This is a genomic window from Bacillus mojavensis (assembly GCF_012648005.1).
Lineage (GTDB): Bacteria > Bacillota > Bacilli > Bacillales > Bacillaceae > Bacillus > Bacillus mojavensis.
The window spans coordinates 1770024-1790039 of sequence record NZ_CP051464.1 but is presented as its reverse complement, the minus strand read 5'-3'; the positions used below and the strand labels follow the sequence as shown (position 1 = coordinate 1790039).

The 20016-nt window shown below is 42.5% G+C and carries 16 protein-coding genes and 3 pseudogenes; all 19 read right to left on the bottom strand.

Features of this window, described 5'->3' with window-relative positions:
- Positions 1-71: 71 nt before the first annotated feature.
- Positions 72-216: pseudogene (locus HC660_RS09250) on the bottom strand (phage holin family protein); the annotation flags it as partial.
- Positions 205-1028 (bottom strand): annotated as a pseudogene (locus HC660_RS09245) (terminase large subunit domain-containing protein); the annotation flags it as partial. The pseudogenes HC660_RS09245 and HC660_RS09250, both read right to left, overlap by 12 nt.
- The gene (locus HC660_RS09240; protein ID WP_017697674.1) at positions 1028-1561 is read right to left on the bottom strand and encodes a phage terminase small subunit P27 family; all 534 of its coding nucleotides are present in this window, start codon (positions 1559-1561) and stop codon (positions 1028-1030) included. The pseudogene HC660_RS09245 and the gene HC660_RS09240, both read right to left, overlap by 1 nt.
- A gap of 381 nt (positions 1562-1942) precedes the next feature.
- On the bottom strand, positions 1943-2317 hold the full coding sequence (locus tag HC660_RS09235) for an HNH endonuclease signature motif containing protein (protein ID WP_168747891.1): 375 nt from the start codon (positions 2315-2317) through the stop codon (positions 1943-1945).
- Between the two features lie 157 nt (positions 2318-2474).
- On the bottom strand, positions 2475-3383 hold the full coding sequence (locus tag HC660_RS09230) for a DUF2971 domain-containing protein (RefSeq protein WP_168747889.1): 909 nt from the start codon (positions 3381-3383) through the stop codon (positions 2475-2477).
- A 186-nt stretch (positions 3384-3569) separates the two neighbouring features.
- The gene (locus tag HC660_RS09225) at positions 3570-3953 is read right to left on the bottom strand and encodes a hypothetical protein (protein WP_168747888.1); all 384 of its coding nucleotides are present in this window, start codon (positions 3951-3953) and stop codon (positions 3570-3572) included.
- Positions 3954-4189: 236 nt separating this feature from the next.
- A complete protein-coding gene (locus HC660_RS09220) occupies positions 4190-4732 on the bottom strand; it encodes a tyrosine-type recombinase/integrase (RefSeq protein WP_168747886.1) in 543 nt (180 codons plus the stop codon).
- Positions 4732-5181: pseudogene (locus tag HC660_RS09215) on the bottom strand (ArpU family phage packaging/lysis transcriptional regulator). The gene HC660_RS09220 and the pseudogene HC660_RS09215 overlap by 1 nt, the downstream one beginning before the upstream one ends.
- Before the next feature lie 421 nt (positions 5182-5602).
- The gene (gene mutL / locus HC660_RS09210) at positions 5603-7486 is read right to left on the bottom strand and encodes a DNA mismatch repair endonuclease MutL (RefSeq protein WP_168747884.1); all 1884 of its coding nucleotides are present in this window, start codon (positions 7484-7486) and stop codon (positions 5603-5605) included.
- Between the two features lie 15 nt (positions 7487-7501).
- Positions 7502-10078 carry a DNA mismatch repair protein MutS gene (gene mutS / locus HC660_RS09205; RefSeq protein ID WP_168747882.1) on the bottom strand — a complete coding sequence of 859 codons (2577 nt, stop codon included), beginning with the start codon at positions 10076-10078 and terminating at the stop codon, positions 7502-7504.
- A 132-nt stretch (positions 10079-10210) separates the two neighbouring features.
- The gene (gene cotE / locus HC660_RS09200) at positions 10211-10756 is read right to left on the bottom strand and encodes an outer spore coat protein CotE (RefSeq protein ID WP_003231833.1); all 546 of its coding nucleotides are present in this window, start codon (positions 10754-10756) and stop codon (positions 10211-10213) included.
- 255 nt (positions 10757-11011) lie between these two features.
- Positions 11012-11443, bottom strand: coding sequence for a regulatory iron-sulfur-containing complex subunit RicA (ricA, locus tag HC660_RS09195; RefSeq protein ID WP_010334317.1), 432 nt, complete (start codon positions 11441-11443; stop codon positions 11012-11014).
- Position 11444: 1 nt separating this feature from the next.
- The gene (gene miaB / locus HC660_RS09190; RefSeq protein ID WP_168747880.1) at positions 11445-12974 is read right to left on the bottom strand and encodes a tRNA (N6-isopentenyl adenosine(37)-C2)-methylthiotransferase MiaB; all 1530 of its coding nucleotides are present in this window, start codon (positions 12972-12974) and stop codon (positions 11445-11447) included.
- A 143-nt stretch (positions 12975-13117) separates the two neighbouring features.
- A complete protein-coding gene (locus HC660_RS09185) occupies positions 13118-14296 on the bottom strand; it encodes a glycine C-acetyltransferase (protein WP_168747878.1) in 1179 nt (392 codons plus the stop codon).
- 13 nt (positions 14297-14309) lie between these two features.
- Positions 14310-15353 carry an L-threonine 3-dehydrogenase gene (gene tdh / locus HC660_RS09180; RefSeq protein ID WP_168747876.1) on the bottom strand — a complete coding sequence of 348 codons (1044 nt, stop codon included), beginning with the start codon at positions 15351-15353 and terminating at the stop codon, positions 14310-14312.
- 264 nt (positions 15354-15617) lie between these two features.
- The gene (spoVS, locus tag HC660_RS09175; RefSeq protein ID WP_003154135.1) at positions 15618-15878 is read right to left on the bottom strand and encodes a stage V sporulation protein SpoVS; all 261 of its coding nucleotides are present in this window, start codon (positions 15876-15878) and stop codon (positions 15618-15620) included.
- Between the two features lie 199 nt (positions 15879-16077).
- Positions 16078-16872: a 2',3'-cyclic-nucleotide 2'-phosphodiesterase gene (gene ymdB, locus HC660_RS09170; protein WP_029441277.1), complete on the bottom strand. Its 795-nt coding sequence runs from the start codon at positions 16870-16872 to the stop codon at positions 16078-16080.
- Positions 16873-16933: 61 nt separating this feature from the next.
- Positions 16934-18496: a ribonuclease Y gene (gene rny / locus HC660_RS09165; protein ID WP_010334309.1), complete on the bottom strand. Its 1563-nt coding sequence runs from the start codon at positions 18494-18496 to the stop codon at positions 16934-16936.
- Positions 18497-18782: 286 nt separating this feature from the next.
- Complete coding sequence (locus HC660_RS09160) at positions 18783-19961, bottom strand: serine hydrolase domain-containing protein (RefSeq protein ID WP_168747875.1); 1179 nt, start codon at positions 19959-19961, stop codon at positions 18783-18785.
- Positions 19962-20016: the final 55 nt, after the last annotated feature.

The following is a 20016-nucleotide window of genomic DNA, read 5'->3' as shown; positions in this document are numbered from 1 at the left end:
GGAATGAAGTCTTGAATAATGTTTACCATGTTTCATCGTCTCCTTTTATGTTTATAGAAAAAGCGGCCGGGTTATCCAGCAGCCTGTTCATCTTTTTCGTTTTTTTTTCGCTTCGTTTTCAATTACGTGCAAACGGTCCGTGATAAATCCTGAAATCTTAACGCCAATCTGAGCTAGGTTCTCCGTAATAGAAAGCCCCTCATTCATAACAAAATAATCATCATTCTCCGTGTCAATGTCTGGATCAAGGATTTTACTTGTATATTGATATCCCTGAAACACGGCCTTTCCATATGAAAGTCGGCTGTCGTAATAACAGCCATTAACGGGCTGCGGCGGGCGACCATACCACTATCAAGAACATCATAAATTTCTCTTGTTTCATGAGCATAATATTCGTCCACTATCCCAATAGATGGTTTTTTCCCGTCCCCTAACTTCCGGGCTTCCCGAGATAAAGGCTGAATGATGGAGTTTGTCTTGTATTTTTTGACTCGTCCATTGGCTGAGGAGTATTTCCCTTTCAGTATGGGCGCATGGTGCAGCTGTTCGAGTATAGCTTGATAAACCTCATCAGATTGTTCTCTGGACCAGCCTGCAATAAATACCCGGTGTTTTTCTTGCGTCGGAAAAATCTCGTATGACGCCACTAAAGCAAGAAACTGTGATTTCGCATTTTTCCGGGCCAGCTGGATATAAACTTTTCGAAATCGCCGAGCGCCGTTTTCTTTTTTATAAAAACCGTAGATATTAGCCGATATAAAAAGCTGAAAGTCTGTAAGCTCAATCGGCTGTCCGGCAAGAATCCCCTCGACGTGTCTGAATTGCCGCGCCCATTCATAAAAATCGACAACAGCCTCAGCGTCAAAATAATAAGGACAGTCATCATCTGCGAGGCGTTCAACATCTCGAAAAAAGCGTTCAACTGCCCATCTGTGCTTTTTGCTTGCCTTGATTTCACCGGAACGGATTTTCTCAGCGTATGACCATACCCGTTCTATGAGAATTTCGGCAGTAATCTCTTGCATTACATGCGGCCCCCGAACCGTTCTTCCTCTTTTGACTTCGGTTTCCCATCATCTTTTTTCGGGATGACGAGTTTACAGCGAGAGGAAATGGTCAGTCCTAAATCGCTTGAAGCTTGCCGGCATTGTTTAAACAACTTGTCTTGGTTTATCAATAGTTCAGAATAGTCATCATTCGGAACAACCTTTTCTTCTTCTCCTATTACATTCCCATCATCGTCAAATTTTCTAACAATCACTGTTTTCATCGGACCCCGTTCAAGTAATTGCTCTGTTACTTGCAAATATAATTTCCGGGCAAACAAAAAACGGGCAAGCGCATCAACATCTAAATTGGTCATAATCCCGATGTTTTTCAACTCGTCCGCTATCTTTTTAAACTCTCTTTTTAAGTCTTTTGGCAAATATGATGGAGCTTTTACTTTGTCGTTTGGTGCCTTTATTTCCTGTGCTCGACGCTCCTCAATCTCTTGCTGTGTCAGGTGTTTCTTCCCTTTCACCAGTAGCAAGTCGACAGGTTGCCTCGGTCTAGCCATTCCCTCACCTCCTTCTGAATTTTCATTTAGGGAATTTTTCAAAATGGGGAGGGGAGCGCGGTCTCCGGCGTTAGTCCCTCAGAGATTTTAGGGTGGGGGGTGCTCATTTCCTCTTTTAGCTGCAGCATTACGGCTTCTAGTTTCTTTTGTTCATCTCTTAATCTCTTTGTATACAGATCAAATGCCGTTTCCTTCCTCATAGTGGAACGAAGAGCAAATAGTTTCTTCACCTTCTGTTGCATACGTCTTATGTCGGCATCCGTGTAATAGGATGTATACTCAGTCCGACACCGAGGACACTTGATATAATACTCACGGATTCCGTCGTCATGCTTCCTGACCTTTGAGCATCCTTTGACCAAGAGCAATGTTCCACATTCATCACACATGCATGTTTGATGTTCTGTTCCCAAATCCTCCATCCTCCTTCGCTGTCTTCCTGCTGTGGCATGGCGTACATAGTGGCTGCCAGTTGCCTGAGTACCAAAAGAGTTTCTTGTCTCCTTTATGCGGTTTGATATGATCGACTACTGTTGCCGGGACCCGTCTACCTTCCATCATGCACGATACACAGAATGGATGCTTTGACAGGTAGCCAAGACGCGCCTGCCTCCACTTGCTGTTGTACCCTCGTTTGGTAGCGGACTCCCGGTATTGATCATAGGTGGGCTTGGTTCGCTTGTGCTGTTCGCAATATCCCTCTCGTGTTAGGTTAGGACAGCCGGGTTCATTGCATGGTTTCAATGGTCTTTGCATATTATGCCTCCAAATAAAAAAGCACCCCTAAGGATGCTTATTATTAGACTTTATCTTCTTACATCACCGGGCCATCTTAAGATTAATGAACTGTTTCCAGTTAATTTAATAATACACCCAAATATATCTGAATATTTGCCTTACATCATAATATTGATTAATATCTATATGGAATTTTTGATTGTTTAATTCCTAGTAGATCTAAATTGAAGTTATGCAAACTAAGAAAACTTTTTAACCCTTCCTCTGAAATGTCCATTTTATTTTTTGGACCTACAGTTAATCCCGCTATACACTCATCTGAGAATTCAACTTTGATATAGGGGATGAATACGCCATTAGATATTCTACACTTGTAATTATTAATCTTATGGGGTACAAGAAAAACAACTCTATACTCTTCTTCCTGCTGGAAACATTGATCTTTGAAAAAGGCAGAAAACAATTGTAATGTTAAAAATATTTGATTGATGGTTTCTCCAGGTATAAATGAGTGAAAAAATCTAGGTCCTTTAACCTTTTCAAATTCAGCAAATGCTTCTAGACCAATTGGAATCAAATCATCAACTATTTTAGAAATTGCTTTAATATGAATTTCCCTATCATAAATAACCTTTGAAGCAAATACACCTACAACATTTTCGTCAGTTTCATTAGCTGGTTTGAGATCCTCTAATATATTATTGAAATCGAAAGCTATATTATATCCTTCATTATGAGAATAATTAGACCAAAGCAAATTTGAATCTCCATTAGTTGATAGTGACAAGATATATGTCGGGTATTGTTCAAATAAACCTTTAAAATATTCTATAAAATAACCCTGAATAATAGACGAACTCACATTAATTTCTTTCATTTTTTTAGATAAGATCTTACTAAATAAATGTAAGGTATATTTCAATTCAGTTTTATCATTTAAAAAGTCTGAATGTGAAACCCAAAACTCCCTCTTACTGATTATCCCTTCGAGTCCATGTATACTGGTATAATGATATAATTCCCCCCCTTCTCCAAATTGTTGCAAGTATTTATCGATCATTTTTTTTAGATATTCAATTTTCATAACCCTTCCTCCTCTTCCTTTTATTATTAAACAAAATCAGAGAAAAGACTACTATAGTTACAAATATTAAAGCGCCCTCCCGATTGGGAAAGCGCCTGTCGATTTATTCCTATTACCATAATAACTCACCTAATAAAAAATGGTGTGCCGTTATGTTGCCATGTTTGTGCCGTTTGTCTGCCAAAATTACATTTTGAAATCATAGAAAGCCTTTTTAAACAAGTGATCAACTACTACATCATTTATTCTGGGTCTATTAGTGAATGATACTTTCTCCGTATAAAGAAGAGCCCCGTTATCGAATTTTATCTCACCAAAAGCTTCTCCGTTGATTCTAATAGATATAAAGTCTATGTGTGTTATTAAATCTAAAGTGCTTTTCGCAACTCTAAAAGTTACGTCATCTGAATTAGTAATAATTTCAACATGTTTTTTATCGGATAGATCATCTGTTAATTCGTTGAACTGTTTTATGAAAAAACTCTTAACTTTTTCTTTGGAATCAAGAGTCTTCCAAGTCGAATAACGCTCATATCTTTCTGCAAATTCCTCTCTCCAATTGCTGTCCATAATTTCACCCCCATATATTTCTATATTTATTAACTTTTATTATACTCTGAATTATCCACAAAATCCACGAATTACCCATATGTTTTATACTGTGCAACTCGTCGAACTGAGCCAACCCCTTGTCCTCTCTGTTTTTAACCAATATCTCTAAAATGAATTACACACCTGTTATTTTTGAGGAATTGACGGAAAATGCAAAGAAAAAGGCCTATCCTTGTTGTTTTGGATGAGCCGGGTTATATTTTAAATTTCTTCATGGCGTTGTTCATTGCGTCTTGATTAATTCCGATATACCGTAGGGTTGTCCGTTGATCCGAGTGATTAAATATCTCCTGCAGCATAGCAACGTCCTTTGTTTGTTTGTAAAAGTGATAGCCAAATGTTTTCCTCAATGTATGAGTGCCGATGTCATCTAAACCAACATACTCGGCAGCCGCCCTGAGAATCTTGTATGCCATCGACCGGGATATTGGCTTGTTAATCCCTTCACGGCTTTTAAAGAGAAACTCATGGTCCTCTTTCCCTTCGACATAGGCCTTAAATTCTCTTTGAAGAGATGGCGTCATGTCGATTCTCTTTTTCTTTTTCGTTTTCTTCTCTATGAGATTAAAGTATGGCCGTTTAGCGTCTCTTACTCTCAGCTGCAGAATATCTGATATACGGAGCCCTGAATTGATACCGGTCACAAATAGCATGTAATTCCTCATGTTTTGCTCTTTTAAAAACCTCTTGATGTAGAAGATACATTCCGGGTCACGTATAGGCTGAACAAAATTCATTAAGAAGCTGCCCCTTTCTTGTAGACTTCTTCTCTCAGAGCAAATGCCAGCCGGTAGAGAGCTTTTACTTTCACACGATAATAGCTTCGCTGGCTCAGACCCATTTCTGCATACACTTCATAATCGTACATTTCTTCCTGCTTCATATAGAGCATGACAATGATCTGCCGTTCTCTTTGAGAAAACCGGTTAACAGCCCTTTGAATCCTTTTTAAGAATTTGTCACGCTGAATCTCCAAATCAAGACGCTTTAATGCTGCCTCTTCTGTTGAGGAATGAAACTCATTTGTGATGCTTGGCGGAACAATGCTGTAAGTAGGTGTAACTTTTGGCAAAAAATCATCTGGTACCTATAAGAGATATAACCGGTATTGATCCAGCAGCTTCTCTGCTTTTAATTTAGTCGCTTCTTCGTCAATCTGAGGAATGTTTAATGTTAATTGATTCATATTTTTACCCTCCCGTTTATTTGCGTCTTAAAGCCCCGCCATAATGTTTGCCTATCTTGGACCCATCATTTGCCGCCAAAACCATTCTGAGCGCTCCAGCTCGTTTTTATTGGAATTTTTCTTGCTCTTCTTCATGCCGTCCCTCCGTTCAAATAATAAACGGACACAAACCAAAGCACAGATTTCTCTGTACAGTGATCAGTGTCCGCAGGCGTCTAAGGCATACTCATGCAATCCTGCTGTTAGAAAGTGGTGAAGACCTTAAATACGACTTTGACCATACTACAGTTAATATGGCTGCTGATGTTGCTTACATAACACAATAAAAAAAAGCATTGATCAATTCGAAGAATATCTCAATGCTTGAAAAATGCATAGAAAAAATATGGGCAAAGGGTATATTCCCCTTCGCCAACCCCCGCTACATCACACGCTTAAACATCTTTTCCATCTCATACGTGGAATGATGAATCATAATCGGACGGCCGTGCGGGCATGTAAATGGGTCTGATGTGCTTCGGAGATCGTCCAGAAGCGCTTTGATCTCGTCGTTTCTGAGGTGGCGGTTTGCTTTGATGGAGCCTTTGCAGCTCATCATAATCGCCGCTTCTTCGCGCAGTTTTTTGATATCAATGTTTTTCGAATCGAGCACCTGCTGAATGATTTCTTCTATCAGCTCGGCTTCTTCTCCTTTTGGAAACCAAGCTGGGTGGCAGCGGACGATGTAACTGTTCGAGCCGAAAGACTCTAAAAAGACACCTACGCTTTCGAGTTCTTGTTGATGCTGTTCGATAATGAGTGCCTCGTTCGTCGAATAATGGAACGTGAGCGGCACGATCATGTCCTGCACCTCAGGTTCAATCTCCCCGACCTTTTCACGGAAGTATTCGTATTTAATACGCTCTTGGGCTGCATGCTGGTCGATAATATATAAGCCGTTTTCGTTCTGCGCCAATATATAGGTCCCATGCATCTGGCCGATCGGGTACATGATCGGAACACGTTCAGATGATGTCTGCTGCTGTTCCTGAGCGGGCTCCTGTTCGAATGCTTCAGGCCATTCTTCTGAAACAGCAGGCTCTTCCATCCTTTGTTTCGTTTCAGCCACAGAATGAGTTTCAAGCTGCTCTGAAGGCAATTCGTCTTCTATCTCAACTGGTTCTTTGACAACTGAGCTGAGTTTCATTGGTGAATACGAAGGCACAGGCGCTTTTTCCGGTATTTTTCTTTCAGCAGGCTTTTCATCAAAGGTTATGAACTGCTGCTCATTTTTCATCACAGGTGCTGACTTTTTCGGAAGCTGTGCGCTCGGTATCAGCTGCTGCTGTTTAAATACATCTTTTATGCCGTCACGAATTAAGTCGTGCAGCTCTGTTTCCTTGCTGATCCGCACCTCAAGCTTCGAAGGGTGCACGTTGACATCGACTAAAATCGGGTCCATGGTGATTTCTATAAAAGTGATCGGATGGCGCCCGATTGGCAGAAGTGTGTGATATCCTTCGTGCACAGCCTTGACAAGCGGGAAATTTTTAATATAACGGCCATTAATGACAGACGACATGTAATTTCTCGATGCCCGCGTAATCTCTGGCAGCGCGATATATCCCTTTACTTCAAAATCCAGTGAGCTGAAATGAAGCGGCAGCATTTTTTTAGCGACAGCCGTACCGTAAATCGCGGCAAGGACATGGCGCACATCTCCATTTCCGTTCGTTTGGAGAAGGTTTTTTCCATGATGGCGAAGGCGGATCGATACCTCTGGATGTGCCAGCGCAATCCGATTGACCACATCCGTAATATTCCCAAGCTCTGTATGAACGGTTTTCATATATTTCAAGCGGGCTGGTGTATTAAAAAACAGATTGGACACGACAATTTCCGTTCCCTTCCTGCTTGAGGAACGCGATTCAGAAATGATGTTTCCGCCTTGAAGCATGAGCTTCGTCCCCGCTCCTTCTCCCGTGCTTGTCGTAATCTCAAGATGGGAGACTGACGCAATACTCGGCAGTGCCTCTCCCCTGAATCCAAGCGTTCTCACTCTGAATAAATCATTTTCATCTTTTATTTTACTTGTTGCGTGGCGGCGGAAGGCACGCTTGCAATCATCATTTTCCATTCCTTCTCCATTATCCAGAACACGAATGGATGCAAGACCGGCTTCCTCAATGTCGATTTCAATGACTGTGCTGTCAGCATCGATGGCATTTTCCACCAATTCCTTCACGACTGAGGCGGGCCGTTCCACAACCTCGCCCGCCGCAATTTTATTTGAAAGTTCATCTGACAGCTGGATGACTTTTGCCACATTCATCACCCCGTTTTAATGTAATTTCTTTTGCAGCTTGTACATTTCATTCATCGCTTCCAGCGGTGTCATATCAAGTATATTCAGAGATTTAAAGACATCAAGTACTTGCTTTTCTTTTTTAGAAAGCTTTGGTGATGCAGCCGGTTTATCCGATTCGCCAAAGAAGGACAGCTGTGCCGGCTCTTCTTTCACCTCATGTTTCTGCACTGGCACTTCTGGTTTGTTCCCTGAATGCTCAAGTTCTTTTAGAATGTCTTGAGCGCGTGAAATCAGATCTGCCGGCAGCTCAGCCAGCTGGGCGACATGGATACCGTAGCTTTTGTCAGCTGCCCCTTCTTTAATTTGATGAAGAAAGACAACCGTTCCATTATATTCCTCAGCACGAACATGGACGTTTTTCAGCTGCGGAAGCTTTTCTTCAAGAACCGTCAGCTCATGATAGTGCGTACTAAACAGCGTCTTGGCGCCAATATGGTCATGAACATATTCAATAATCGCTTGCGCAAGGGCCATGCCGTCATATGTGGACGTTCCCCGCCCGATTTCATCAAACAAAATGAGGCTGTTTTTTGTTGCATTTACAATCGCATTTTTGGCTTCAAGCATTTCCACCATAAAAGTACTTTGTCCGGAGATCAAATCATCCGCCGCGCCGATTCGGGTGAAAATTTGATCAAAAATCGGAAGCATAGCTTTTTTCGCGGGCACAAAGCAGCCGATTTGCGCCATAATGGAGATGAGCGCGATTTGTCTCATGTATGTGCTTTTCCCCGACATGTTCGGACCGGTAATGAGCAGCATCTGTCTATTGTCGCCCATCACACAGTTGTTAGGCACGTATTCCTGGCTATCCATTACTTTTTCAACAACCGGGTGTCTGCCCTCTATGACCTCAACTTCATCTTTAGAAAACTCTGGTTTCGTGTAATGACGATTTTCACTGATTGTCGCAAAGCATTGCAGCGCATCAAGCTCACTCATCTGTTTGGCGAGCTGCTGCAAACGCGGAATATACAATTTCACTCTCTCACGCAGCTCAGTGAACAGCTCGTATTCCAGCTCGCAGATGTTATTTTCCGCTTCCAAAATGAGCGCTTCTTTTTCTTTTAATTCAGGTGTAATGTAGCGTTCTGCATTCGTTAGCGTCTGCTTCCGCTCATAACGCCCTTCTTCAAGAAGGTGCAAATTCGCCTTTGTCACTTCAATATAATAACCAAATACTTTATTGAAACCGACCTTTAATGACCGAATGCCTGTATATTCACGTTCCTGCTGTTCAAGGCGGGCAATCCAGTCTTTCCCGTTTCTGCTTGCATCGCGGTATTCATCGAGCTTTTGATTGTACCCGTCTTTGATCAGGTTCCCTTCTTTTACTGATAATGGAGGGTTTTCGTACAGGGCTTCTTCCAGTAATGCTAGAACATCACCGCACGGGTCAATCCGCTCCGCACGTTCCTTCGCTTTCTTATGAGCCAGTGAAGCAACAAGCTGTTTAATGCCGGGCACTTGCTTTAATGATTCCTTCAGCTGAATGAGATCCCGCGCATTGACATTTCCGAATGCCACACGGCCTGCGAGGCGTTCTAAATCATAGACTTCCTTTAAACGCTCACGCAGATCCTCCCGTTCAAAGAAATGAGACATCAATGTTTCTACCATTTCCTGGCGCTCTTCAATTTGATTCACTCTGATAAGCGGACGGTCAATCCACTGTTTCAGCAGCCGCCCCCCCATCGCTGTTTTTGTTTCATCAAGCAGCCATAGCAGGGAGCCTTTTTTATTTTTTGAACGGATCGTTTCGGTCAGCTCCAAATTTCGCTTGGAGTATAAGTCGATTTTCATGGCTTCTTCAAGCTCATACACTTGTACAGGCTGAAGGTGATCTAAGCTCCGTTTCTGAGTCCTTTTCAGATACGTATATAAACGGAGAAATGTATTCGTTATGTCCTGGTTCTGTAAATGCTCAATAATCTGAACGTGCTCATCCGTTTGCCCATCTTCAATTGAAATGGTAGCGCCGCACCGCTCCTTCAGCTGAGCAACCGTCTTTTCATCAAGGCTTCCCGCTACGACAATTTCCCGCGCACCGACTGAATAAATTTCTGATATGACGTCTTCCAGCCGTTCAATTAAAACAGCCAAATTTTCACCCGTTGTTAAATCGGACAGCGCCAGCCCGTATCCGTTTGAGCAGGCCGAAACTGATGCAATAAAGTTGTTTTCTGATTCATGGATGCCTTTTCCGTCCATTACAGTTCCGGGCGTAATCAGCTGAACGACTTCACGTTTGACGACGCCCTTTGCAGCCTTTGGATCTTCGGTTTGTTCGCATATGGCTACCTTGTATCCTTTTTTAATAAGCTGCTCAATGTATGCCGAAGCAGAATGATACGGCACACCGCACATCGGTATTTTTTCAGCGGCGCCTCCATCTCTGCTTGTTAACGTTATTTCCAGCTCTTGTGACGCTTTTTTAGCGTCCTCAAAAAACATTTCGTAAAAATCACCGAGACGAAAAAATAAAAAGGCATCCTGGTGCTCTGCCTTTATTTTTAAATATTGCTGTATCATAGGCGTATAAGTAGCCATTGTTTAATCCCTCACTATGTATCAACGTTTCTATTTGCCAGCCTTCATTATAACATAAACAGAAAGTGTTAAAAGAATGATATGTCTATATAAAAAAAGAGACTTGGGGTACCGACTCCCCTAGTCTCTTTTTTATTCTTCAGGATCTCCAACTAAAAATTCAGGATTGATGTCCTCCAGCTCTTCATCAAGTTCGTCTTCCCAATCCTCTTCGTCATCCTCTTCCCAATCAGGATTTACTTCTACAACAACCTTTGTTTCCCCTACCACTTCCGCCAAAAACTCTCTCTCCGCTTGCACAACAATTTTATTGCCATTCGGTGAAATGGTCACTTCAAGACAGTTTGGCTGCTGAAGCACTTTTGCAATCACTTCATGCTCATCATCTAAGTAATTGTTATCTCTGTATCTGAGTTTAATCACATCCACGTACTTCACTCGTTCTGTGACAACCTCTGTTTTTGTATTGTCCGCGTAAGAGTACCATACGTTTATATCATAATACCCTTCAATTTCTACGGTTTTTCCGATTTTTTCTGCGTCATATTTGTGATTGATAATCCAACCGCCCAAAATGCTGCTCGGTTTTTTCTCAGGGGAGATGGTATTGGTGCACTGTGTGAATTTTCTGCCTTTCGCTACTACCGCCTTCGTGATAATTTCCCTGTATTCAGACATTCCGGCATGCCTCCTTGTTCTTCTTCGTGTTATCTTATGCTGGGCATTCGTCTAGTGTGCATTTTTATAAATAAAATATAAAAATACAAAGTTTCTGTTCCATTGTATGCAGGGGTGCCTAGAAACTTTACTTATAAGTGCGATAAAGTTTATTTGGCTAAAGGCAGCAAAACATATTGAATATTTAGTACATAGTTTATTTAGTTCTTTTATAGTTCAACATAAAAAAACACGAGCCTGAAAAGGCACCGTGTTTTAAAGAGAACAGCTGTTATTTGAATGTTTCATCTTCGAACCGGTTTCTCCTTTTAGAAGATCGCCTCCGGTTGACGCAATAATTTCATTTGTGACCTGGTTGGAAATGGTGGTTGCCACGAGCTGAAGAAGGTCATTCACCTCAACCTGGGAGTCTCTGAATTCCTGGATGACAGGAATGTCTTCAAGCTCCTCTTGCAGCGCATCAATTTTCTCTTCTACTTGTTTGAGCGCTTCGAGTTTTTGGTAATGCTTCAGATTAACGGCTTGTTTTTGCAGGGCTTTAATCTGATTAATGATTACAGACACTTTTGCGTTCTCATTAATTTGCGCTTCAGCACGTTTGAAAAAATCAACCTCTTCCGTTTCAGAGATCATTTTTGCAAGGTTTCGTGCTTGCTGCACAATGTCTTTTTTAGAGTAGAGCGTCATCTTATTTCACCTCGATTGCTTCTCCTACCATCTCTCCGTCAAGCGACCACGTTTTCGCTTGCTGGATTTTCACGCGAACGATTTTGCCGATCGCTTCCTTTGGACCTTTGAAATTCACAAGCTTGCTTTTTTCAGTGTAGCCGGCAAGAACCTCAGGGTTGTTTTTGCTTTCACCTTCAACTAATACTTCGACAACCTTGCCTTCATATTCCTTCATTTTTTTAGCGGAAATTTCATTAACCAATGCGTTCAGACGCTGCAGGCGTTCTTTTTTCACTCTCATCGGAACGTTATCTTTCATTTTTGCCGCAGGTGTGCCTTCACGCGGAGAGTAAATGAACGTATAGGCGCTGTCAAATTCCACTTCACGGTATAATGACAGCGTTTCTTCAAACTGTTCATCCGTTTCGTTAGGGAAGCCGACGATAATGTCAGTTGTTAAAGAAGCGTTTGGCATAGCCGCTTTGATTTTTTTGACGAGCTCCATGTAACGCTCTCTGTCATATTTGCGTGCCATCAGTTTCAAAACCTCTGAGCTTCCTGATTGGACCGGCAGATGAATGTGATCGAGCAGATTTCCGCCTTTTGCAAGCACTTCAATGAGATGATCGTCAAAGTCACGCGGATGACTCGTTGTGAAACGGATTCTCGGGATATCGATTTTGCGCAGCTCATCCATTAAATCACCAAGGCCGTAGTCCATATCTTCAAAGTCTTTTCCGTACGCGTTTACGTTTTGGCCTAAAAGTGTAATTTCCTTATAGCCTTCGCTTGCAAGTCTTCTTACTTCCTGAATGATCTCTTCCGGACGGCGGCTTCTTTCTTTTCCGCGTGTATACGGTACGATGCAATACGTACAGAACTTGTCACAGCCGTACATAATGTTGACCCAGCCCTTAATTTTTCCGTTGCGGACTTTCGGAAGGTTTTCTATGACGTCGCCTTCCTTGGACCAAACTTCTATGACCATTTCTTTTGAAAGGTATGCTTCAGACAAAAGCTCCGGCAGACGATGGATATTATGCGTCCCGAAAATCATATCGACAAACGGATGTTTTTTCAAAATCCTGTTAACGACTGATTCCTCTTGTGACATACAGCCGCAAACGCCTAAGATAAGATCCGGGTTATTTTTTTTGAGTGCTTTTAAGTGTCCAAGCTCACCGAACACCTTGTTTTCCGCATTCTCACGGATTGCACATGTATTTAACAGAATGACATTGGCATCGTCAACAGAGTTTGTCGCTTCATAGCCAAGAGCCATAAAGATCCCTGCCATTACTTCTGTATCATGTTCGTTCATTTGGCAGCCGTACGTCCGGATATAGAATTTTCTTCCTTCACCCATGCCTTTGAATTCTTCAGAAATTTTAAAGTCATTATGATAAGTAACGGCTTCTTTGCCGCGTTTTTTCGCATCCTTTAAAGAAGGCGGAATGTAGACAGCTTCAAAGTACTTGCTGTAATCCTTCTCGGATTTTTTGTCCGATGGATTAACTTGTCCGCTCTCTAATTTTTGCTTTTCATTCATATGATATTTCTCCTTTCAAACCAAACTTCCACCCTCCAGTATAAAGGTTATTGAAGCTCCGCACAACTGGCAACCTATCATTGTACACTCATTGAGAATAATAATCAATAAGGAATGAAAGGGAGAAGAGTGTTCCCTTCTCCCTACAATAGTTGAAGCTCCTTTGCTGTCTTTTCGATGGCATCAAGCGCCTGATCCAGTTCTTCTTTGGTGTGCTCGGCTGTCATAATCGTGCGTATTCTGGCTTTTCCTTTTGCAACAGTCGGGAAAACAATGCTTTGTGCAAAAACACCTTGAGACAGGAGCTGATCAGAAAATTGCTTTGCTACCCCCTCATTACCTATTAAAATAGGCAAAATCGGCGTTTGGCTCTGCGTGAGAGTAAAGCCCATTTGGATAAGCCTTGATTTAAAATAATGAGTATTCTCCCATAGACGCTCCATATGCTCCGGCTCTTCCAGCAAGACATCAATTGCTTCCATACAAGCTGCAGTTACAGCCGGAGGATGCGACGTGCTAAATAAAAACGGACGCCCTTTATGACGCAAGTAGTCGATTAACACCTTTGAACCGGCAACGTATCCCCCTAAGACTCCGATTGCCTTGCTTAACGTTCCAACTTGAATATGAACCCTTCCATCAAGGCCGAAATGATTTACCGTCCCTCTGCCGCTTTCGCCAAGCACTCCGGATGCGTGGGCGTCATCAACCATCACAAAAGCGTCATATTTCTCAGCGAGCTCCACAATGTCAGGCAGAGGAGCAATATTGCCATCCATTGAAAATACGCCGTCAGTGACAATCAAACGCATGCGGTAATTCATTGATTTTCTCAGCACCTTCTCTAAATCACTCATATCCACATGCTGATAAACCTTTTTATCCGCCTTTGTCAATCTGATTCCATCGATGATAGAGGCATGGTTTAATTCATCGGAAATGACAATATCGTCTTTTGAAAGAATGCTGGAAAGCACACCTTGGTTTGTTGTAAAGCCTGATTGAAAGACAAGTGCCGCCTCTGTTTTTTTAAAGGCTGCCAGCTTTTTCTCCAATTCTTGATGCATGGTAAACGTTCCGGCGATTGTTCGGACTGAACCGGTACCGGCACCAAATTGCTGAGCAGCCTCTTGTGCAGCTTTGATGAGTCTTGGGTGTGAAGTAAATCCGAGGTAATTATTAGAAGAAAGCTGAATGACTTTTTTATGATTCACTGTAACAGAAGGGCCCTGCATTGATTCAACCTGTTTAACGTCTTGCCATGTATGGTTTTCTTTCATTCTTTCAAGCTCTGCTTTTAGAAACTCAAATTCTTTTGTCATGTTGATCCCCCTCTTATGGAATTAAAATAACCTTCCCGCACTGTCCGCTTCTCATCAGTTCAAACCCTTTCTCAAATTCTTCTAATGGAAACTGATGGGTAATAATAGGCGATAGATCCAGTACATTTGATCCAAGCAATTGTGAAACCTGCCGCCATGTTGTAAACATCTTTCTCCCTGTGATCCCTTGGATGGTAAGGCCTTTAAACACGACGTTATTCGTCAAATCGATGGTAACGGGATGTTCCGGCAGACTGAGAATATGAAATCTCCCGCCATTTGCAGCCATTGCAAGGCCTTGTGCAATAGCTGAAGGGTGACCCGACATCTCACAAACGAGATCAGCGCCTTCCCCCTCTGTTAAAGCGCTTACAATTTTGAGCGGATCTTCTTTTTCGATACAGACCGCCGTTGTGGCACCCATTTGTTTGGCGAGAGCTAATCTGTACTCATTTTTGTCAATGGCGACCACCTGCGCTGCACCTGCTGCTTTTGCGACCGCTACCGCCATAAGTCCGATCGGCCCGCATCCGATAATGGCAGTCGTTCCTCCGGCGTTCTGACTCTCAAGGACTGTATGAACGGCATTTCCTAAAGGCTCTTGAATGGAAGCAATCGCCGGGTCCATATCCGCGGGGTTCTTCCAAACGTTTTCGGCCGGCACTTTGACATACTCCGCAAAACAGCCTGCCGTGTCCACTCCGATAATGGCCGTATTTTTACACACATGAGGCTTTCCTGTTAAACAAGGGACGCATGTGCCGCATACAATGTGCGTTTCCGCAGAAACATACTCCCCGATTTTCACACTGCTGACATTCTCGCCTACAGCCTCGACAATCCCGCTGAACTCATGGCCGAAGACACAAGGAGTTTTTATTCTCTGCCGTGCCCATTGGTCCCAATTATAAATATGGACATCCGTGCCGCAAATGGAAGCTGCCTTAACTTTTATAAGAACTTCATGCTTATCAATTTCAGGAATGGGAACTTCAGCCAGCACAGCGCCGAAAGCACCGTGTTTTTTCATTACAGCTTTCATCTTTCCACTCTGCATGTACAATCCTCCTTTAAAAGTCTTGTTATAACCGGATTGTACCATGATCTGGAATCATCGTAAACAGCTGTGTCCTCTCAGGAAAGACAAAAGTATCCGTCTTGAAAAATGGACTGAATTTTTTTCAAAAAAAAACCGGAATGCTTTTTACACGTGACATATGGTTCAATTATATTATCAAAATACTATTGAGAGAAAATATCACAATAAACGAAAAACAACCTGCTTGCAGGATGCAAACAGGTTGTGAATACTTTATTTTTCTTAGCGAGGCTCCACAATTAATTTAATCGCTGTTCTTTCTTCACCATCGATTTGAATATCAGTAAAAGCTGGAATACAAATCAAATCAACCCCGCTCGGCGCCACAAATCCTCTGGCAATTGCCACAGCTTTAACAGCTTGATTTAAAGCACCCGCTCCAATTGCTTGAATCTCGGCGGCCCCGCGCTCTCTTAACACACCTGCAAGCGCACCTGCCACTGAATTTGGACTCGATTTTGCTGAAACTTTTAAGATTTCCATTTCTGCTCCCCCTTAGTTTTACAATGGATAAGTGAGTGTTCATTAGAACAATCATTATTAGATGTTGCTATCCAAAAAGCCATCCCCACAATGCTTTTCAAAAATAGCGGGCTACCTTCCATTTTTACTATATTCACTAAGGAGTTGCTATATTCCTGCTTTTCTTTTTAATATTTTTATAAAATAACCATGTGATCAATTATTCAAAGAACATGTGATCATCATTGATTAAAATACGTTCGATTTTAACGGCCTTTTTCGTTTGATCATCTATATCGATGACGACTCCGCTTAGGGTTGTTTTTCCTTCAGCGACAGTAAAGCGCACAGGAAGGTTTGTTTTAAAACGCTTGATAATCGTTTCTCTGTCCATCCCCAGTATACCGTCATATGGACCGGTCATTCCTACATCCGTAATATATGCCGTGCCCTTTGGCAAAATGCGGTTGTCCGCTGTTTGCACATGAGTGTGAGTTCCTACTACAGCAGATGCCCGTCCATCCGTATACCAGCCGAGTGCGAGCTTTTCACTTGTCGCTTCCGCATGGAAGTCGATAAAAATGTACGGTGTTCTTTTAGCAGCTTCGGCAATTAATTCATCCGCTTTTAAAAACGGATCATCGAGCGGCGGTAAAAATGTACGGCCTTGTAAGTTCATAACGGCAAGTTCTTTACCGTTTGCTTTCACATATGTGATCCCTTTCCCCGGTGTGCCCTCCGGAAAGTTTGCGGGACGGACTAAGTTCGGGACATCGTCGATAAAATCGAAAATTTCTTTTTTGTCCCATGTATGGTTTCCCATCGTGATCGCATCTGCGCCAGACTGTATCAAACTGTGATAGATTTTTTCTGTTAAGCCTTTTCCATGTGCGGCATTTTCGCCATTTATAATGGTAAAATGCGGCTTGTATTTTGATTTCAGCTTGGGCACATACTCTTTTACCATGTCGCGGCCCGGTGACCCGACAACATCTCCGATAAATAAAATTCTCATTTTGTAAATCCTTTCTATTCCTCAGCCGTCAAAAAAATAAAGTGATGCTTAGCGCATCACTTTATTTTGCATACTCTACGGCTCGAGTTTCTCTAATGACTGTCACTTTAATATGACCTGGATAATCGAGCTCGTCCTCAATTCGTTTGCGGATATCTCGCGCCAGGCGATGGGCTTCAAGATCATTTATTGAATCCGGCTTCACCATAATACGCACTTCACGTCCAGCCTGAATCGCAAATGATTTTTCAACACCTTCGTAGGACTCAGAAATTTCTTCGAGCTTTTCAAGTCTTCGAATGTAGTTCTCGAGCGTCTCACTTCTCGCGCCGGGTCTTGCTGCGGAAAGCGCATCTGCTGCAGCTACCAGCACAGCGATAATGGAAGTCGGCTCCTCGTCCCCATGGTGTGATGCAATACTGTTAATTACGACTGGGTGCTCTTTATATTTAGTCGCAAGCTCGACTCCGATTTCAACGTGGCTTCCTTCTACTTCATGGTCAATTGCTTTTCCGATGTCATGAAGGAGTCCCGCCCGTTTCGCAAGCTTTGCATCTTCTCCAAGCTCCGATGCCATCAGCCCGGCCAAGAATGCGACTTCCATGGAATGCTTAAGCACATTTTGACCGTAGCTTGTACGGAACTTTAAGCGGCCGAGAATCTTGATCAGATCTGGGTGGAGGCCGTGAACGCCAACCTCAAATGTCGTTTGCTCACCCATCTCACGAATGTAGTCATCGACCTCGCGGCGAGATTTTTCAACCATTTCTTCAATCCGTGCCGGATGAATACGGCCATCCTGAACGAGTTTATCAAGAGCAATCCTTGCTGTTTCACGTCTGATCGGATCAAATCCGGACAGAATGACAGCTTCAGGGGTATCATCGATAATCAGGTCAATACCTGTCAGCGTTTCAAGCGTACGAATGTTACGCCCTTCCCGGCCGATGATACGTCCTTTCATCTCATCATTTGGAAGATTGACAACTGATACCGTTGTTTCGGCAACGTGGTCCGCTGCGCAGCGCTGTAAGGCGAGTGAAAGAATGTTTTTCGCTTTTTTATCAGCCTCTTCTTTCGCACGGTTCTCAGTTTCTTTTGTCATGATGGCGATGTCATGTGAAAGCTCGTTTTCAACCCGGTCAAGAATGATTTGTTTCGCTTCGTCACGAGTCAGACTCGAAATTCGTTCCAACTCTGACTGCTGCATACGAATCATCTCATCCACTTTGCTTTCCATCTCTTCAATATGTTGTTGTCGTTCATTCAGAGAATGATCTTTCTTCTCCAACATCGCTTCCCGTTTATCAATTCCCTCATGTTTGCGATCAAGGTTTTCCTCCTTTTGGAGTAAACGGTTTTCTTGTTTTTGAAGCTCATTTCGTCTTTCACGAACTTCTTGTTCAGCATCTATTCGAAGTTTGTGGATTTCATCCTTTGCTTCAAGCAGAGCTTCTTTTTTCAGTGCTTCAGCATCACGCTTTGCATCTTCAAGAATTTGCTCGGCTGCACCGCGTGCGCCTGCAATTTTCGCTTCGGCAATGGTTTTACGAACATAGTAGCCAACAACTAAACCGAGTAGAATCAGCAAAATGGAGATGAGAACCATCATAATTGGGGTCATACTTTCACCTCCTCTTGCTATGAACTTGGTTGTTGCTCAAAATAAGTGTCGGCATGTACATTGTCTAGTTTTCTCAACATACAGAACCTTCACAGGGAATGAAAGTTTCATCGCCCTTGTCAAGTTTAAATGGTTTAACAATCATGTTAAAAAAACAAATGTTACAACTTCATTGTAATTGTGTCGGAAATACTTGTCAAGCTTGCCAGCTTAACGTTTGCCGAGCCGCCCCCATTTACCGTGCCGAACATGAATCCGCCTATCTTTTGAAAAAACAGATCGTAAATTACTCCTGATTTAGAAGCTGGTATATTTTATTGTTCACTTGTCCAAGTTTAGCGTTATTTTGAATATTTGACAACAAAACAACAACGGTTTGTCCGGATTTGCTAAAGCTGTTCAATACGTTAAAGCCAGGCATGACTCCGTGGTTTGAGTAGCTCCCGGGAGCAACATAAAACCCCATTCCGTATGTGGAACTGCTTCCTGGCGTAAACATTTTTTCATAGCTTTCTTGCGAATAAAGCTTGCCATCTACCAGTGCTTTGTCAAATTTGTACATATCAGCAGCACTCATATATATATCGCCTGCTCCATAAAGCTGAGATAAATCGGGCATATAAGGTGTAATAGTCCTGCTGCCTTTCAGCTTGTAGCCGACAGCTGGATAAGGCTGCTTATCGTATGACTTGTAAAAACCCGAATGTGTCATCCCCGCAGGCTTAAAAATATGATTGGTTATGTATTGTTCATAAGACTCGCCGCTCACTTCAGCAACAAGATAAGCGAGAACTGAATAGTTAGAATCCTTATAATCCCACATTCCAGGCTGACGTTTGATTCCTTGCTGCTCTATGTTTTTTATTAAGTCATCAGGAGTGATCGCGCCATTCCCTTCAACATGTCCGTTTATTCCCGATGTATGAGTAAGCAGATTCTTTAATGTAATATTCTTTCCGTTGGGAAAATGGGGTAAATACGTGCTGACCGGATCACTTGTCTGGAGTTTTCCTTTTTCCTCAAGCTGCAGAATAGCGGTTGCTATTAGCGCTTTTTGTGATGATCCGATATAAAAAGTTGTCGCAGGATTGTTTTTTATGTGATGCTTGCGGTCCGCATAGCCAAAACCTTTATTTAATTCGACTTCTCCGTTTCTGACGATCATGGCTGTCCCGCTGAAGCCAATCTCTTTTAAATAACTGCTGATTTTTGGATTGCGGTCCACTGTTTTGATTTGTTCCTCTGTTTTTTTGGCTTTGTTTTTCTTCTGATCAGCTTGCTTCTGACCGGTATCAGAAACCGCTGCAGCTTCTTGAGATGGTTCGGCTTCTTCATCCTCTCGATGAACGGCATTCCAAATCGTGAAACAAATGATTACGGCCAACATACCAAACAAAAATTTGCCTCTTTTATTTAGTTTTCTGCGTCTGCGCGTCGCAGTTCTTCTGCGAGTGGGGCTTGTCATCCATTTTATCCTCCCAATCTAATTTCAAATGCACACGTTTTGTTAGACGTATGAA

Bases quoted from the DNA above. Each gene is read 5' to 3' on its own strand.
- HC660_RS09225 (WP_168747888.1), bottom strand. From the start codon at position 3,953: ATGGACAGCAATTGGAGAGAGGAATTTGCAGAAAGATATGAGCGTTAT.
- mutS (WP_168747882.1), bottom strand. From the start codon at position 10,078: ATGGCTACTTATACGCCTATGATACAGCAATATTTAAAAATAAAGGCA.
- HC660_RS09220 (WP_168747886.1), bottom strand. From the start codon at position 4,732: ATGAATTTTGTTCAGCCTATACGTGACCCGGAATGTATCTTCTACATC.
- HC660_RS09240 (WP_017697674.1), bottom strand. From the start codon at position 1,561: ATGGCTAGACCGAGGCAACCTGTCGACTTGCTACTGGTGAAAGGGAAG.
- cotE (WP_003231833.1), bottom strand. From the start codon at position 10,756: ATGTCTGAATACAGGGAAATTATCACGAAGGCGGTAGTAGCGAAAGGC.
- tdh (WP_168747876.1), bottom strand. From the start codon at position 15,353: ATGCAGAGTGGAAAGATGAAAGCTGTAATGAAAAAACACGGTGCTTTC.
- spoVS (WP_003154135.1), bottom strand. From the start codon at position 15,878: ATGGAAATCTTAAAAGTTTCAGCAAAATCGAGTCCAAATTCAGTGGCA.
- miaB (WP_168747880.1), bottom strand. From the start codon at position 12,974: ATGAATGAAAAGCAAAAATTAGAGAGCGGACAAGTTAATCCATCGGAC.
- rny (WP_010334309.1), bottom strand. From the start codon at position 18,496: ATGACCCCAATTATGATGGTTCTCATCTCCATTTTGCTGATTCTACTC.
- HC660_RS09160 (WP_168747875.1), bottom strand. From the start codon at position 19,961: ATGACAAGCCCCACTCGCAGAAGAACTGCGACGCGCAGACGCAGAAAA.
- HC660_RS09230 (WP_168747889.1), bottom strand. From the start codon at position 3,383: ATGAAAATTGAATATCTAAAAAAAATGATCGATAAATACTTGCAACAA.
- HC660_RS09185 (WP_168747878.1), bottom strand. From the start codon at position 14,296: ATGACAAAAGAATTTGAGTTTCTAAAAGCAGAGCTTGAAAGAATGAAA.
- ymdB (WP_029441277.1), bottom strand. From the start codon at position 16,872: ATGAGAATTTTATTTATCGGAGATGTTGTCGGGTCACCGGGCCGCGAC.
- HC660_RS09235 (WP_168747891.1), bottom strand. From the start codon at position 2,317: ATGCAAAGACCATTGAAACCATGCAATGAACCCGGCTGTCCTAACCTA.
- ricA (WP_010334317.1), bottom strand. From the start codon at position 11,443: ATGACGCTCTACTCTAAAAAAGACATTGTGCAGCAAGCACGAAACCTT.